The 17856-nt window shown below is 29.2% G+C and carries 12 protein-coding genes; 5 read left to right on the forward strand and 7 right to left on the reverse strand.

Annotated features, from left to right (window positions below; translation table 11 throughout):
- Window positions 1-17: 17 nt before the first annotated feature.
- Window positions 18-1403 (forward strand): basic amino acid/polyamine antiporter, encoded by a 1386-nt coding sequence (locus HMPREF0202_RS02335; protein WP_023051776.1) that lies wholly within the window; start codon window positions 18-20, stop codon window positions 1401-1403.
- A 41-nt stretch (window positions 1404-1444) separates the two neighbouring features.
- Here HMPREF0202_RS02335 and HMPREF0202_RS02340 read toward each other — a convergent pair whose 3' ends face one another.
- The gene (locus HMPREF0202_RS02340; protein WP_040406129.1) at window positions 1445-3523 is read right to left on the reverse strand and encodes an HD domain-containing phosphohydrolase; all 2079 of its coding nucleotides are present in this window, start codon (window positions 3521-3523) and stop codon (window positions 1445-1447) included.
- A 256-nt stretch (window positions 3524-3779) separates the two neighbouring features.
- On the opposite strand from HMPREF0202_RS02340, the gene gap reads away from it, so the two are divergent.
- Together gap and HMPREF0202_RS02350 are read left to right on the forward strand one after the other, a co-directional pair.
- Window positions 3780-4787 carry a type I glyceraldehyde-3-phosphate dehydrogenase gene (gene gap, locus HMPREF0202_RS02345; protein WP_040406130.1) on the forward strand — a complete coding sequence of 336 codons (1008 nt, stop codon included), beginning with the start codon at window positions 3780-3782 and terminating at the stop codon, window positions 4785-4787.
- A gap of 109 nt (window positions 4788-4896) precedes the next feature.
- A complete protein-coding gene (locus tag HMPREF0202_RS02350; RefSeq protein ID WP_023051779.1) occupies window positions 4897-6096 on the forward strand; it encodes a phosphoglycerate kinase in 1200 nt (399 codons plus the stop codon).
- A 282-nt stretch (window positions 6097-6378) separates the two neighbouring features.
- Here the strand turns inward: HMPREF0202_RS02350 and HMPREF0202_RS02355 are convergent, their stop codons facing one another.
- The 4 genes from HMPREF0202_RS02355 to HMPREF0202_RS02370 form a co-directional block, all read right to left on the reverse strand.
- Window positions 6379-7785, reverse strand: coding sequence for a BglG family transcription antiterminator (locus tag HMPREF0202_RS02355; protein ID WP_023051780.1), 1407 nt, complete (start codon window positions 7783-7785; stop codon window positions 6379-6381).
- Between the two features lie 23 nt (window positions 7786-7808).
- A complete protein-coding gene (locus HMPREF0202_RS02360; RefSeq protein ID WP_040406131.1) occupies window positions 7809-8777 on the reverse strand; it encodes a type I phosphomannose isomerase catalytic subunit in 969 nt (322 codons plus the stop codon).
- A gap of 135 nt (window positions 8778-8912) precedes the next feature.
- On the reverse strand, window positions 8913-10778 hold the full coding sequence (locus HMPREF0202_RS02365) for a bifunctional metallophosphatase/5'-nucleotidase (protein WP_023051782.1): 1866 nt from the start codon (window positions 10776-10778) through the stop codon (window positions 8913-8915).
- A gap of 2 nt (window positions 10779-10780) precedes the next feature.
- Window positions 10781-11905, reverse strand: a complete 1125-nt coding sequence (locus HMPREF0202_RS02370; protein ID WP_023051783.1) for a YibE/F family protein — start codon at window positions 11903-11905, stop codon at window positions 10781-10783.
- A gap of 145 nt (window positions 11906-12050) precedes the next feature.
- On the opposite strand from HMPREF0202_RS02370, the gene HMPREF0202_RS15050 reads away from it, so the two are divergent.
- Together HMPREF0202_RS15050 and HMPREF0202_RS02375 are read left to right on the forward strand one after the other, a co-directional pair.
- Window positions 12051-12200: a hypothetical protein gene (locus HMPREF0202_RS15050; RefSeq protein ID WP_023051784.1), complete on the forward strand. Its 150-nt coding sequence runs from the start codon at window positions 12051-12053 to the stop codon at window positions 12198-12200.
- A 117-nt stretch (window positions 12201-12317) separates the two neighbouring features.
- Window positions 12318-12881, forward strand: coding sequence for a HutD family protein (locus HMPREF0202_RS02375; protein ID WP_040406134.1), 564 nt, complete (start codon window positions 12318-12320; stop codon window positions 12879-12881).
- Window positions 12882-13049: 168 nt separating this feature from the next.
- Here the strand turns inward: HMPREF0202_RS02375 and HMPREF0202_RS02380 are convergent, their stop codons facing one another.
- Both HMPREF0202_RS02380 and HMPREF0202_RS02385 read right to left on the reverse strand, forming a co-directional pair.
- Window positions 13050-17162: an autotransporter domain-containing protein gene (locus HMPREF0202_RS02380; RefSeq protein ID WP_023051786.1), complete on the reverse strand. Its 4113-nt coding sequence runs from the start codon at window positions 17160-17162 to the stop codon at window positions 13050-13052.
- A gap of 110 nt (window positions 17163-17272) precedes the next feature.
- Entirely contained in the window at window positions 17273-17794 is a 522-nt protein-coding gene (locus HMPREF0202_RS02385; protein WP_023051787.1) for a toxin-antitoxin system YwqK family antitoxin, read from the reverse strand.
- Between the last annotated feature and the right edge of the window lie 62 nt (window positions 17795-17856).

The raw sequence follows: 17856 nt of genomic DNA on the forward strand, positions 1-17856 counted from the left end.
AGGAGGTTTTGGCTATTATGGAAAAAAAGAGCTCTTTAGGAATTTTTACATTATCAACAATTGTTGTTGGTTCTATGATTGGTGGAGGAATATTTAATATGCCTAAAAATATTGCTCAATCGTCATCGGCTGGAGCTGCCATGATTGGATGGTTAATCTCTGGTATTGGGGTTCTTTTTTTAGCCAAAACCTTTCAAATCTTAGCTAGTGAAACTCCTGATGTTACAGATGGAATTTATAAATATGCCAAAGAGGGATTTGGAACTTTTTCAGGTTTTCATTCTGCCTGGGGATATTGGATTTCAAACGTTATAAGTAATGCCAGCTACCCTGTTCTTTTAGTTCAAACTTTAAATTATTTTTTTCCTAGTATTGGACCTATCAATAGTTTTAACGGTATTATTTTAGGAAGTGTTTTAATTTGGATTGTTATTGGAACTGCCCTTGCTGGAGATGTTGGATTAAAATTTATAAATGTCTTAGCTACAATAGGTAAAGTTGTAGCTATTTTTTTAGGTGTTATTATATTGTATATTGGATTCACTAGACAGATATTTTTTAAAGATTTTTGGGGTGGTTCATTTAATAACGCATCTATCTTTTCTCAAGTTAAAGGTTGCATGCTACAAACGTTGTGGGCTTTTATTGGAATAGAAGGTGCTGTTGTTATTTCTGACAAAGCTTCAGATATTAAACTAGTTGGAAGAGCCACTATGATTGGATATTTCATATCTTTATTTTTATATGTTTTTATTGTACTTTTAAGTTATGGTGTTTTAAGTGATGCTGAACTAGCTGCACTTAAAGACCCTGCCCTATCTTATATTATTGAAGCTGTTATTGGTCCTGTTGGAGCTACTTTAGTTAATGTAGCTGTTTTAATATCTGTTGGAGGAGCTTGGCTTAGCTGGACTTTTTTAACAGCAGAAATACCATATAACGTAGCTTTGGATGGACTTTTTCCTAATTTTTTTAAAAAAGTAAATAAAAATGATGCTTGTTCTGGGGCTCTTTTTACAAATGGTATCTTAAAGCAGATTGTATTTTTTCTTTCATTATCTGCTCAAAATGCATATCTTGTTATTACTAACTCTGCATCATGTATGATTCTTATTCCTTATATTTTTTCATCGTTATTTTTAATGAAAATTGCAATTAAACATGCTCATAAAAAATGTTTTTATTGGGGAATAGGTGGAGTTATTTATGGTGCTTGGATGATTTATTCATCTGGATTAAGTTATGTTTTCCAATCTTTAACTATTTATTCTTTGGGAACTCTTTATTTTTTATTTGATACCAAAAGAAAAACTGGATATTTTTTTCAAAATATTAAGGAAAAGCTCATATCTTTTATAATTCTAACTTTAGGGTTTATTTCATTTTACAGTATAATAACTTAATTTAAAATAATAAAGGGAACAAAATATTTTGCTCCCTTTTGCTATATATTTGAATTGAATAATCTTTCAAATTTGAATTCATTTTCTAAAAATATTTTTACTATATTTGGATCAAAACTTTTTCCACTTTCATTTTTTATTATCTCTATCGCTTTTTCATGAGTAAATCCATCTTTATAAACTCTCTTTTGTCTCAGTGCATCATAAACATCTACAACTGATACAATTCTAGCTTCTAGTGGTATTTCTAATCCCTTTAAGCCACAAGGATAACCACTTCCATCCCATTTTTCATGATGATATCTTGCTATATTTTCAGCCATTATACTTACACCTGACTTTTTTATAATTTCATAACCTATCTCTGGATGTTCTTTTATTACTTTAAACTCTTCTTCTGTTAATTTTCCTGGTTTTTTAAGTATACTTCTATCTATACCTATTTTTCCAACATCATGAAGTGAAGCAACTCTTCCTATCTCTTCATAGAACTTTTTACTACATCCAAGTTTATTAGCTAAAAGTTCTGAATATAAATTTAACCTTTTTATATGATTGCCTGTTTCAAGATCGTTAAATTGATTTACTGCCTCTAAAGACGACACTAAAGATAACATTAAATCCTCATATTTTCTTTTCTCTACTAAGTTTTTTCTTCCTTTATATAATAAAATAAAACTGATTAACAAAATTCCCATTGAAAATATAAGAATTTTTTTAGATTTATCTGTTTCATAACTATTTTTTTCTAAATAAATATTTTTACTCATATTTTCATTTAAAAAACTAGCTGAAATATCTTTTAAAGCTTCATAAAGTTCTTTTTGCTCACTATTTACAACCATAGATACATCATATTTTTTATCTAAAATACCTGCAATTTTTATCTCTTTATCATAGCCAGTGTTATATAGTTTGTTAATCAATGTTTTATAATCACCAATACTATAATCTGCCTCTTTTCTTTTTACTTTCTCTATTGTTTCATCCATATCTTTAGCATAAATAAAGTTTTCTTCTTTTAGAAACTTCCTTAAATAATCCATATAATATGAATTCTCTACAACAGCAAATCTCTTCTTTCTTGCTTCTACCAAATTATTTATAAACCCATCCTCTTTTCTATTAAAAATAACAGGAGTTAATGTGTAATATGGATTTGTATAATTTTCATTATCTCTTATACTACTCTCTATTGTTGAGGCAATTGTTATATCATTACTTTTCCAATCCTCCTCTTTTGAATAAAAAATTTTTCTTACTTGAATACCTAAAATTTCTCCTACATCTTTTAAATACTCAATTGCTAAACCTTTTTCTTCACCATCTTCTATATAATAAAGAGGATAATTAGTTTTTTCTGTTGGAAAAACCACACTTATTGATTTATCTTTTAAATTCGTATATTTATCTCCAAATTTATCTTTATAATACTCTCTTCTAGAGTCACTTATCATATTTTTTAATGTTTCTGGTGAAATCTCTTCAAAATATCTCTTTAAATTTTTATAGAGCTTTTTTTCACTTTTTGGAACTGCTAGCGTTGTTACCATGATTGGAATTCTGCTTAACTCTATTTTACTTAAATTATCCTTAAATCCATATTGATTATCCGCTACAAATCCATCAACTTCACCATCTTTGAGCATTTGTAAACCTTTTTCTCGAGTTTCTATATCTATTATTTCACTATGCAAAAAATCATATTTTTCTAAAAATTCTCTATCTAAGTATGTTCCTTTAATAACTCCAACTCTTTTTTTATAAAAATTTGTAATATCTATAAAGTTATTATTTAAAAAATACATATTTGCTTTTAAATAAAAAAATGTGGGAATAAAGTAATACTTTTCTCTTCTTTCTTCATTTTCTATTAAATCCATTATTAAAATATTTTTACCTTTTTCCATATCTAAGATCAGATTTGTATCTAATTCTTTTAAATTTAAGTTTATTTTCTTTTTTTTATTAATGTCCTCAAATATTTTCGGATATAATCCTTTATACTGATTTTTTTCTTTATAGAAGAAAAAACTATTTTCATTTTCTAATAAAACTACATGCTCTTTTCCCATTAAAGTTGTACATAATAAAAAAGAAAAGAGTAGAAATTTTAGCATGTGTTCGGTCTCCCCCTAATTTATTTTTTTTAATTATACTATAATTTTAATGAAAAAGTAATCATAAAAAGATTAATTTTAGTTCCCATGAATAAATTGACAAATTAACCAAGATAATATATCATTAAGACATAAACAAAAGCATTTTAGAAAAAAAGAAAAAAGGAAATACAGATTTATCTTGTATTCTCTAAAAGATGTACAAATATTTATCGAACTTAATTTAAAAAAATATAAATTTTTAGGAGGTTTCCAAATGGCAGTTAAAGTAGCGATTAATGGATTCGGAAGAATTGGAAGATTAGCATTAAGATTAATGATGAACAACCCTGAGTTTGAGGTAGTAGCAATAAACGACTTAACAGACGCAAAAACTCTTGCTCACCTTTTCAAATATGACTCAGCACAAGGTAGATTCAACGGAACTATCGAGGTTATCGAAGGAGGATTCTCAGTTAACGGAAAAGAAATTAAAGTTTTAGCTGATAGAGATCCTAAAAACTTACCATGGGGAGAGTTAAAAGTAGACGTTGTTCTTGAGTGTACTGGATTCTTCACTTCTCAAGAGAAAGCTGGACTTCACTTAGAAGCTGGAGCTAAGAAAGTTGTTATATCTGCACCTGCAACAGGAGATATCAAAACTGTAGTTTATAACGTAAACCACCAAATTTTAGATGGTACAGAGACAGTAATTTCTGGAGCTTCTTGTACAACTAACTGTTTAGCACCAATGGCTAACGTATTAAACAATGAGTTTGGAGTTGTAGAAGGATTAATGACTACTATCCATGCTTATACAAACGACCAAAACACATTAGATGGACCACACGGTAAAGGAGATTTAAGAAGAGGTAGAGCTGCTGCTGCTAACATCGTTCCTAACACAACTGGAGCTGCAAAAGCAATCGGATTAGTAATCCCTGCACTAGCTGGAAAATTAGATGGAGCTGCTCAAAGAGTACCAGTAATCACTGGATCATTAACTGAGTTAGTAACTGTTTTAGAGAAGCCAGTAACTGTTGCTGAAATCAACGCTGCTATGAAAGCTGCTGCAAACGAGTCATTCGGATACACTGAGGAAGAGTTAGTATCTTCTGATATCATCGGAATCGAGTTCGGATCATTATTTGATGCAACTCAAACAAGAGTTATGACAGTTGGAGATAAGCAATTAGTTAAAACTGTTGCTTGGTACGATAACGAAATGTCTTATACTGCTCAATTAATAAGAACTTTAAAGTACTTCGTAGAAATTTCTAAGTAATTAGAGCATCTAGGAAAAACAGAATAAACAGAATAGCGGGACTATTTAGTTCCGCTTTTTTTTAAGAAAATATAAGTTGTTTATAAAAATTTTGGGAGGTTCATACAAAATGGCAAAAAAAATTGTAACTGATTTAAATGTAGCTGGTAAGAAAGTTTTAATGAGAGTTGATTTTAACGTTCCTATGAAAGATGGAAAAATCACTGACGAAAACAGAATCGTAGCTGCTTTACCAACTATAAAGTATGTTTTAGAAAATGGAGGAAAAGTAATCGCTTTTTCTCACTTAGGAAAAGTTAAAGAAGCTGCTGACTTAGAAAAAAGAAATATCGAGCCTGTTGCTAAGAGATTAGCTGAGCTTTTAGGACAACCTGTAACTTTCATCAATGCTACAAGAGGAGAAGAGTTAGAAAAGGCTGTTGCTAACTTAAAAGATGGAGAAATCTTAATGTTCCAAAACACTAGATTTGAAGATTTAGATGGTAAAAAAGAATCTAAAAATGATCCAGAGTTAGGAAAATACTGGGCTTCTTTAGGAGATTTATTCGTTAACGATGCATTTGGAACTGCTCACAGAGCTCATGCTTCTAACGTTGGAATCGCTGCTAACATTGGAGAAGGAAACACTGCTGCTGGATTCTTAATGGAAAAAGAGATTAAATTCATAGGTGGAGCTGTTGATGCACCAGAAAGACCTTTAGTTGCTATCTTAGGAGGAGCTAAAGTTTCTGATAAAATTGGAGTTATTGAAAACTTATTAGTTAAAGCTGATAAAATATTAATCGGTGGAGCTATGATGTTCACATTCTTTAAAGCTTTAGGAAAAAATACAGGAAAATCTCTTGTTGAAGAAGATAAAGTTGAGTTAGCTAAATCTTTATTAGAAAAAGCTAATGGAAAGATTATATTACCTATCGATACTGTAATCTGTAAAGAGTTCTCTAATGATGCACCTCACTCAGTTGTATCTGTAGATGCAATTCCTGATGACGAGATGGGATTAGATGTAGGACCTGCTACAGTTAAATTATTTGCTGATCAATTAGTTGGAGCAAAAACAGTTGTATGGAATGGACCTATGGGTGTATTTGAAATGTCTAACTACGCTAAAGGAACTATCGGAGTTTGTGAAGCTATAGCTAACTTAGAGAACGCTACAACTATCATCGGTGGAGGAGACTCTGCTGCTGCTGCTATCTCTTTAGGATTCGCTGATAAGTTCTCTCACATCTCTACTGGTGGAGGAGCTTCTCTAGAATATTTAGAAGGTAAAAAATTACCAGGTGTAGAATCTATTTCTAACAAGTAATATATAAATAATTTAAAAATTAAGACTACCACATTAATTTTTAGAACAAAAAAAGGACGTTTTATCAACGTCCTTTTTCTATTTTAACCTTTAAACTATTTAAATTAAAATACTTTAATAAAAAAAGAACTCCGGGGGGTGGAGTTCTTCTGGAATTTTTCTCAAATATATATTAGGGGGAATATATTAGAGAAAAGGATTTGTACATATAGAGTATCATTTTTGAGGTAGCATGTATATATACTTTTTTTAACTCTTTTTATATCATAAAAAACACATTTATTACTTTTTAAAATTTTCAAATCTTTTATCTAAGACATATTCTATGAAACACCTTTGAATCTCTCTTAAACTTAAAGTATTTACTTTTCTTAAAGTTTTTATACTATAACTTTCTGTATCTGATATTATTAAATTATAACTATCAATCTCTTCTTTACTTTTAAATCTAAACTCTAAAAAAGATTCTGTTGTAAAGGATATTTTAGGATAAAAAACTTTCATAGCTTCTATAACTCTTTGACTGTATTCATTATCAATATTTCTTGATACACTTAATACTTTAAAACCCTCAACATATTCTTCTAACATAAAGAAATTTGTTATACAACCTGCTAATCTTAAAACATCTGAATAAATCATATCTATGCCCAATTCTTTCAATATTTCTTCAACTATTTGACCTAGTCTTTTACATCTCTCAGAATTTGGACTTTTTCTAACCCATAAAACTCCATATTTTTTATCTAAGTATCCCATTGTATAGCATGTTACAAGTTGACTACATAACTTTTTCTTCTCTTTATCATCAAGCTTAAATATCTCTTGAACTTTATTAATAAATTTTTTATAACTCTCTTTTAATGGATTATTTAAATCACAATTATATCTAATCTTTAATGCTACACTTGCTAAAAATCTTTTAAATTCAGAGGAAAATACTATTGGCGTAATTATATTTTCCATCTCTAATAACGTTTCATTAAATTCCTCATGATTTTCAATTCCATTTATTTCATAATTAATAGGTCCTTTTATCTTTTCAATTATTGCCATTGTATAAATAGCGTAATATGAAAATGAGGATTTTTTTAATTTAAATTTTTCTGTTATTTGAGAATATACCTTTAAATACTCTTTCTCTTCTAAAATATCTATCTCTTCTAATAGCTCTTTTCTCTGTTTAGAAAGGAACTCTCTATCTATAAACAATTTCATTATTTTTTCACAAAGTATGTTATATAGATTACCTTCATTAATCTCTTTAAGAAAAATCCCCTTAGAATTTCTAGATTCAACCTTTATTCCCTCTTCCTCTAAAAACTCTCTTACCTTCTTCAAATCTTTGATTGCTGTGGTTCTTGAAACACCCATAGCTTGTCTTTCTTTTTCCAAATTAATATATCCATCTAAAAGTAACCTTATACAATATATATCTTGTCTTTCTCTAGATGAAAGAATATCTAATTTTGAAAAAAATTCTGAAAATTTCTCATCTCTATTTTCAAGACTATATATATTATTTACTTTTCTTATTGGCTTTATTCCTTTTTCATGTAGGTATTCATTAAGTACATTTATATTTCTTTCTATAGAATTAATATCTAAATCCACATATTTTGTTATTTCATCTAAATGGATATCTCCATGTAACAAAACTTTTAGCAGAGCTATTGCTTTATTTGACATATACCATCCCCCTAAAATTTTATTTATATATAGCTTTTCATAACCTCTAATTTCCCACTTATTGTAACTGATGTATTTGCTGGTATGAAGTATGTATCACCTTTTTTCACTTCATACTCTTTTTCTTTAGACTTTAATTTTCCCTCTCCATCAAGTATTGAGTATATTTTAAAGTTTTTATAACTTTCATCTTGGAATATTCCATTAACTAATAGTCTATCAATAGAAAAATACTCTCCTCTTATTAACTCTTCAACAGTTGCATCTTGAACTCTTATTTTTTCTCTTGAAACCTCTGAACTTATCTCTACATCTTTTCCAAATTCAATTACATCCATAGCTTTATCTAAATGCAGTTCTCTTTTTACTCCATTTACTTCTCTATCAAAATCATATATTCTATAAGTTGTGTCTGAGTTTTGCTGTATCTCACATATTAAAATAGATCCCTCTAAAGTTCCATGAACAACTCCAGGTTTTACATCTATAAAATCACCTTTTTTTACACTTACCTCATTGAATAATCCTGTAAAATCCTTTTTATCAACTTTTTCTTTATATATCTCTGGTGTAATCTCTTTTTTTAATCCTAATATTAGTTTAGCATCCGAACTAGCTTCCATAACATACCAAACTTCACTTTTACCAAACTCTTTTTCTACTCTTAATGCATATTCATCACTTGGATGAACCTGTACAGAAAGCTTATCATTGATATCTAAATACTTTATTAAAAGTGGAAACTTTTCTCCATATTTTTCAACAATCTCTTTTCCTACAAGCTCTTCACCATATTTTTTAAATATATCTTCTAGACTTTTTCCTTCTAATTCGCCGTTTTCAACATAAGACATCCCTGCTGGATGACAGCTCACTTCCCAAGATTCTCCATATAACTCATCAGTAGGTAATTGAAATCCTAAAGTTGTTTCAAAACCTCTTCCACCCCATATTTTTTCAACTAAATTCTTTTTAAATTTTAATAGATACATCTTTCCTCCTAGAACTAACACATATGATATATATTAAGTATATAATTTTCTAAATTCCCTTTATTGTATCTTGATTTATTGAAAAAGTAAACAAAAAAGAGGAAAAACCTTTCCTCTTTTTTGCTTTTACTACTATTATAAGTTATTTATGTTTATTGATTGAACATTTAATGTTCTTCCATCCTCAGACATTGGTACTTTTATTTCACCTGTTCTAATTTTTTCAATAACAATATCCTTTCCAGGAACATTTTCTTCAAATCCAATTATCGACCAGTTATTATCAACTTTTGGATTTAATTCACCTTTTAAGTTTTCTTGTACATATCTTACAATAAGATCTCTAATTCTTCCACCATCTTGTAACTCTTCATAAGAATCATAATATTTATCTTCAGCTGTTACAAGTCCTAAGTTCATAAGAGTTCCAAATCTATAGTTATTTACAGCTACTTTATATGTTTTCTTTGGATCTATAGGTTGACCATTTATTGTTGCATCAACTATTCTTTGCCCAGTTGGCTTAGATATATCAACTTTATAATTTACTCCATCAAACATATCATAGTTATATCCTCTAACTTTTGGATTAAATGATATAGTTACATCTCCTGGTTCTGTTTGATTATAGTAATCCATCGACCATTCCATATATTTTAATAAGTTCTCTCCAGTCATATTTACGCCCATTAAAGTATTTGTATACTTGTAGATAAATGCAACATCCTTCTTTTTAAAATCTCCTGCATTTAAATTTGAGTCAAAATTAAATACTGCTGCTGCTGAAACATCTGATTTTGCAAAATGATTTTGTACTTCATTTATTAGTTCAATTATTGCATTATCCTCTAATTGAGATGTTGGCATTGTTGTAACTTTATCTTCACCAGTAATATAATCTGTTCTCTCTATAAATTTACCATTTACTTTTCCAACTACTTTATTTGCATCAGCTCTTGATTCATCATGAACATTTTTAAACTGATCTAGCATATCTTTATCTGCTGAAACATCTTTAGTTTCCACATTTTTAGCTACTATATCTTTAACTTCCCACTTACCATCTTTTTTAACAACTTTGATTTCTCCATTAGAAACTCCCCATCCGTAAGCACCTGGCTCAAGAACTGTTGTTCCATTTACATCAGTTACATATCTAGCATGCTCGTGACCTGCAAATATAAGATCAAATTGAGGATAAGCTTGTGCTAAATCAAATACACCAGTTTTTCCGTACTCATCTTTTCTTCCTAAGTGGAAAGCTCCTACAAGTACATCATATTTTCCTTCTAATTCATCTAAAGTTTCTTTTACTGCTGTCATTGGATCTTCAAAAGTAAGTCCTTTAAAATGCTCTGGAGCTGAAGCTTCCCACATAGGAACATGAGGTGGAATTCCTCCTACTAAAGCTACCTTTACTCCTTGAACGTCATAAATTTGGTATGGTAAAACAAATTTTGATCCATCATCTTCATTCTCTATGTTTACAGAGATTACCGATCCTTTGAAATTTTTAACATTTCTTAATAAAAAATCTTTTTCAAAATTAAATTCGTGATTTCCTAAAATCCATGCATCATAATCCATTGTATTCATAGCTTCAACCATAGGATGTGTTTCTAAGTTATTAAATAATTCAGCACTATTATCTTGAACAGTATCTCCTATATCCATTAAAATTAAGTTTGGATTTTTTTCTCTTAAATTTTTTACAATTGTATAAGTTTTTGCAAATCCTGCACTTTTATCTTCAGAATCAATTCCATACTCATATGGATATATTCTTCCATGAACGTCAGACGTAGCTGCAAAAGATAGAGTAACTTCCTCTGGCCCTGCCTCTCCCTTTGTAATAACTTTTTTTTCTAGATTAAGTTTATTTTCTTTATACTCCTTAACCTCTGTGTTTGTTGCTGTTTTAGGTGTTTCCTCTTTTTTTCCACAACCAATTAAAGCCATAGATAAAAGAGCTCCTAAAACTAAGAATTTAGTGCTTTTCACTATTATTCCTCCCCTTTTCTTTTTATTAATAATATTGAAACAACTGCTGTTATTGGTACAGTTGCTATTATACCTATACTTCCTGCTAAAGCATTGACAATCTCAATTGCTATAGCTGGTATATTTATGAATTGCTGATAAACCATTCCGTAACCCCATATCATCATCATTAAAGGTAATGATCCTCCTGCAAAAGCAAGTATCAATGTGTTTATCATTGTTCCAACTATATCCTTTCCTATTACCATAGCCGAATGGAATAGTTCCTTTGAAGTTAAACTTTTTTTATGTTGATGTATTTCATTTACAGATGATGATATAGACATTGCCACATCCATAACGGCTCCTAGAGAAGCAATTAATATGGATACAAATAATAATCCTTCTATCTGAAGTTTAAAATCTTTTGTTATATAAAGTAATTGTTGTCCTTCAGATAAATTTAGTCCACTTAAACTCATTATTTTTCCAAATCCATAGGAGATTAATCCTGCAATAGTTATACCACTAATAGTTCCTATTATTGCTGAATATGTTTTTCTATCATATCCACCTATTAATAAAAAACTAACTACTATTATTATGGAAGATAAAAGTATTGAAGTCGATACCGGATCTGCACCTTTAAATAAAAGTGGTAATAATACATATATTATCATTGACCCTGTAAAAACTAAAGCTAGTAGAGATTTCACTCCCTTCATTTTACCTAAAATTAAAACAGCACCTATAAATATTGTACCTAAAAGATATATAGCTCGATCTCTTTTTAAGTTATATAGCCAAACTGTAGTTTTTTCTTTTTCCTCTCTCACTGTAAATATAGCTTTTAATCCTACATCTGCATATACATTGTGAAGAGCGCTTAAAGAGTTGTAAACTTTAAAAGTTTTATCTTTATATTTCCCTTCTAAAATCTTTACTTCTAAATTTTGTCCGCCTCTAAATTTACCCTTTATAACAGGGTCTTTCATTAGTTCTTCATCTATAACTTTAGTTACTTCACCTTGAACAAACTCTTGCGGAAATTTTGTTTTCCCTTTTAAATCTATACTTAGTTTAGGTGAATAAATTGCCATTATAAAAATAGATATCACAACTAATATTGGTAATATTATCCTCTTCATTTCAACCTCTTGTTCTATTAAAAATCATTTTCACTGTAAATTATAACATTTTTTTTGAAAAAAATCTCTTTTTTGTTTGACTATTTCATAAAATTTTTGTATTATTATATGTGTAATATTATAACTTTTGGGGTGAGGTGGAAAAATGCTTGAAGCTAACATAAAAGAACTACTAAAAGGTAAAACTATGGATGAATTACTAGAGCTAATAATTTTAGGATTGGAAGCTACTGATGATAAAGAATCTTTTATCAATACTTTTAATGAAGATAAACCTCTTATGGAGATTGCCTAATAAACTTCCTTGATATTTTTCAAGGAGTTTTTTTATTTTTTGTAAAATTAGCCTTGATTATTTGAAATTTATGAGCTATATAAGTAGTGAGATTAACTTCAATATATGGAGGGTACTATGGATTATAAAATTGTTAGAAAAGAAAACCAAAAAGAACGCCTTTGGACTGGAGGAGTTTCTAAAGAACTATATATTTATCCTGATGGTTCAACTATTAATAGTCCTTTTAATTTCAGGGTTTCAACGGCAAGTATAAATCCTGGAGAATATAATTTCACATCTTTTAAAGGATACAAAAGACTTCTTATACTTTTATCAGGAAATGTTAAATTAGAAGTAGATGGAAGAGATTACTACTTAAAGCCTCTATCACATATATTTTTCTCTGGAGATAGCCACACAAGTAGTTTAGCAGATGAAAAAAGCATTGATTTTAACCTTATTTTTAAAGAGAATATCAATCTTTTAGATTTTAAAATTATTGAAACAGAGTTTTCAGGAAAAGAGCTCTCTTCTAAAGCAATTAATATATTTTATAATTTAGAAGAAAATCGTCATATTCGTGTAAATCATAATGAATATACTTTAGGAAAAGAGGATACTCTTATTGCATGTGGAAATAACTTTAATATTGAAGATCATGGTAAAGGAATTATTTTATCTTTAGATATAAAAATATAAATAAAAATCCCCTCATAATAAGGGGATTTTTATTTTAAATTACATTTCTCATGAACATCATCGTAAGTAAAATTAGCATAGTAATTGTGATTTTTTCTTCCAATTTAAAACTCCTCCTATTTTTACTAATCACTTTATTTTATCACTAATGCTAAAATTTTTCAACTTCTAGAATCTATATCCTATTCCTGCACCTATTATCCAACTTTTCTCACTGTTCTTTGAATTACTATTAGATTCATCTACATTGAATGAATAACTTCCTTTTAAATCAAATAAAATTCCTTTTTCACCCTCATATTCATAACCCAATATTACACTGTATCTATTTTTTACTTTATCAGGAACTAATAAATCAAACTTATTTCCACCTTTCATTTTTGCCTGTAAATATTCCTCTTCTGCTCCACTAAGTATTCTATTATATGCTATACCGGCTTTAATAGAGCTCTTTCCATTTACATTGTAAAATTCTTTTCTTATATCTAATCCAATTTCTCCTTCAAGCATATTGAAATCTTTAGATTCTACATTCATTGCCAATGCACTATTTCCTTCATTTACACCATCTTGTTTTATATAGTTGTATATTAAATTAGCTCTTGGAACTAGATAATAGTTATCTCCTAAAGAATACTTATACTTTCCATCTAAGTATATATTTAATCCATTATCATTATAACTATTTTTATAAGAGAATGATTGCATCATATTTTTAGCAACTCTCTTAGCATCATAGTTCATATATTGATATCCTATTCCTCCTAAAATTCTTAGCTCTTTTATATCCTTTTTAAAATATCCACCTATATAAAAACCATTTCCATCTAAATTAGAACCATTTGATATATCACTTTTATTTTTATTTCCTCCTAAAAGAACTCCAAGAGAAAGTGTACTATTTATACCATATTCTCCTAATGCATATGCTCCAGTTATTTTATTATCTGCTTTTACATTATATGTTTTATCTCGTGTATCAAAACCATGATAGTTCTTACCGTAATACTTATCTTTTAAGTCTACACTCTCATGTAATAGCCCTCCGTAAAACATCCATTCTTTATCTCGAGCTTTAAATGGATTATCTATTATTGTCTTCGCATATAAATTCATTGATTTATTTGATAGATCACTAGAGAAAGAATATGGAGACGATGCATATATATCATTTAAAAGTTTTATTAAATTCTCTAAAGCTTTCTCCTCTATTTTACTACTACATTCAGTTGGATAATTCAAGTATTTGTTTAGCATCTCTATACTTGTTGTCGCATATATTGCATTTATATTATCACCATTAGCTATTAAACTTTTATAAATTTTGTTTAATTGTTCGTATCTTTGGCAATTATCTGGGTTTACTGGTGGATCTGGGTTTACTGGTGGATCTGGATTTACTGGTGGATCTGGATTTACTGGTGGATTTGTCAGTAAATCTGGATTTACTGTTATTATTATATCTCCAGCTTGTGCTTGACCTGTTGTATAATCTCTTGTTGCTGTAGTTGCTCCTCCAGAAACACTTGCACTATGAATTATTGAATCTGATCTTACGTATAATTTTTCATCTGACGGATTTAGTGTTGTTACTCCACTATTAGAATTTCCTCCTACTTCACTCATAGCTATAACTCCACCAACACCTACTCCATTTGTTACTACGTTTAATACACCTCCTGTTAGATAGTTAGCTGTACTTCCACTTTGCCAATATTCATTTACATTGTCATTTTTACTACACGCATCAGCTGTTATAACTTTATCTCCTCTGCTATATAAAGCATGCCCTATTATTCTTCCTAAACTATCTGTTTTAGTTGTATCAACTCTTAAATTTAAGCTACTCTTTCCATTTATATGAATACTTGTATTCCCTTCAACTTTTGCACTTTCATACAATGTTACAGGACCATTTACACTAATTGTTTCAAAATCACTTATTGTATTGTAAAGTGCTAAGCCTCTGTGGTCACCATGATCTATCACTCCATCTCCATTTCCATCATGGTTATTTAATGGTTTATTTAAGTCTGGTATTAGAACATCTCCTAATTGCAAAGAATCTGTCCCGGCGTTTCCTAATAGATTTCCATTTACTTGAACACCACTTCCAATAACCAAATTATCGTCTCCTGCACCTAAATCTACATTACCATTTATTATTGATGTTCCTAAGATTTTAGCAGTGTTATTTCCACTATCTCCTTTTATTACCACCACATCATTTTTTAATCCACCACCATTAAATACAACATTTGTTCCCTTAAAAGTTTTATTTGCTGATAGATAAAGTGCTGTATTATAACCATTTATTATTGAATCTGATATTGTTGTATTAGTATTTACATTTAAAGCTCCTTTTCCTTTTCCTACACCATTAATTATAAAGTTTTTACTTAATGATAAATTTGATGAATCTATGTATGTATCTTTATCTCCCGTTAGAGTTTGTGTTGCTCCTGAAATTGCTCCATTTTCTAATGCATTTAAAACTACAACATTTTTTCCATCAATTTGTACTATTCCACTTGTATTTACTTTAATTTCTGCGATAGTTGCATAACCATTGGCATCTTTTAAAACTTTATCACCATCTTTTAAAACTCCTGGTGATAAGTAATCCTCTTGTAGATTAATTGTTATTCCAGAATTTGTATATGTTGTTGGAGTTAAGGCTGTTAATACTTTAGTAATTATCGACGGTTGATTTGACGCATTTTTTTGAAGTTCCAATCCATCACTAAAAATCTCTCTTCCAGCTAAAATACCATAGTTATTAACTACTCCTATATTAGCAACTGACGAAGCTGCTATAGCACTTTGACTTCCTTTTATGATTCCACTATTTTTTATATTAGGTGTCTTACCTGCCATTACAACAAATCCACTTCCTGTGTAATTTGTTCTTTCATACTCTTTTCCAAGTCTATATGTTCCAGGTGTAGCTGATGCATAACCACTTATATTTCCACTATTACTCATTTGTGCTGGGGTAGTTAATGATAGACCTGTTTTATATGTCACACCATTTCCATTATTTGATGAACTTATAAAAGCAGCTGTATATGCTGTTCCACTTGTAGTTGCTATTCCTCCTTTTAATTCCGCTGATCCACTTATAATTCCACTATTATTATCAGTTACTAAACCTAAAGATGACGTAGCACCATTTCCACTGTCTCCAGCTGTTACAAATGCTTGAATATTATCGTTTCCTGTGGCTTTATTTGCTGTTGCAACTACTTTTCCTGATATTACTCCTTTATTATCTCTAGCTTCTATCCCTGAACTTGTGAAAACTCCATTTCCATTTTCATTAGTTGTGACGTATGAGTAAGTATATCCTGCCGGTCTATTATTAGTTGCTTGAGCCGCAATTAAAGTTATTTCCCCTTTTATATTTCCATAATTTAAAAGATTAGAAATTAGTGAATATTGTCCTGTTCTTACAGCTATTCCATTTCCACTAGCTCTAGATTCTGGAGTTGAATAACATACTCCTGTATTTGCTCCTGCTATCCCTACTGTTGAACCAGCTTGAGAAAAAACTTTACCTGTTATTACTCCACTGTTATTTATACTATTTATTCCTACTCTTGATACAATTCCATTTCCACTGTCTAATGATCCTGAAACTGCGTTTATAGTATTCCCAAGTGCTCCTTCTACTGTTCCACCTTTTAAACTAACATCTCCTTTAATTAATCCATAATTTTCAATTTGATTGATGGAAAAATCTGAAGATATTCCATTTCCTCCATTAGTTGATGCAGCGTAGTTTATTGCCAGTCCATTAAATGTTCCACTTCCACCTTGTAAATTATTTAATCCTGAAATTACTCCTGTATTAGTTATACTATCTACTATTGATTTCAAATATATTCCATTTGCACTACCTGTAAGCGAAGCAAATCCAGTCGCTGCATTTTTACCTGTTATAAATAACTCTCCCTGCATTGTTCCTATATTCGTTATATCTTTTATATTACTAACACTTCCTAAAGACATGACTCCATTTGATTGTTCAACCTGATTTACACTTACATTTGTTAACAAACCTTTAGAACTGATAAATCCCTTATTAGATAAACTTATATCGTTCTGAGTAAAAACTAAAGATTCATTTACTCTTTGGTTATCAGTTACAATTGTATCCCCTGTGATGTCTTGTCCAAAAATAAAACTTCCAGTTATAAGATAACAAATTATAGTACCAATATTCAGTGAGATTTTTCGTTTTAAAAAGCGTTTCAATATTTTTTCTTCTTTCATATACATATTTGACTCCCTCCTAATATTTTATTATCCTACTGTAATATTTTTTATGTTGCTTCATTTATTCTATCAATAAAACTAAATCCTTTTTTACTATTTCTTTTTTTATCTCTTTATAAATTTTGTTTAAAGGCTGATTCTATTAGTTTATCATTTTCATAATTTTCAACAACCTTCTCTTTACCGTTTTCATAGTATGTTACCCTGCGCCCATGTAAAAAATCATTTTTGTATGTTTCTAAAGTTTTTATGTTTCCATTTTCATAAAACTCTTTTTTTATACCATTTAAAATGCCACTTTTAAAATTTTCTTCTAAAATTAAAAATCCATTACTATTGTACTCTTTTATTACTCCATCAGGTAATCCATCTTTAAACTCTCCATAAAACTTTATATTTCCATTTTCATAAAAATTTTTACATACTCCATCATTCTTTCCATTTTTATAGTTCCAAATTGTAATTTTTTTATTATCATTTATTGTTTTAAACGCTGTTCCTGAAAAAGGTTTATTTTCATTAATTTTATAAAATAATCCATCTACCTTATTATAGTATAACTCGTCTATCCTAGTATTTTCTTCATTACTACACGCTTGCAATATTAGACAAATAAAAAAAATAAATTTTTTCAATTTTTTTTACCTCCCCCTTTTTATTGTAAGGTTACCACTAATTCTATTATATTTTTATATAA

The organism is Cetobacterium somerae ATCC BAA-474 (assembly GCF_000479045.1).
Classification (GTDB): Bacteria; Fusobacteriota; Fusobacteriia; order Fusobacteriales; family Fusobacteriaceae; genus Cetobacterium_A; species Cetobacterium_A somerae.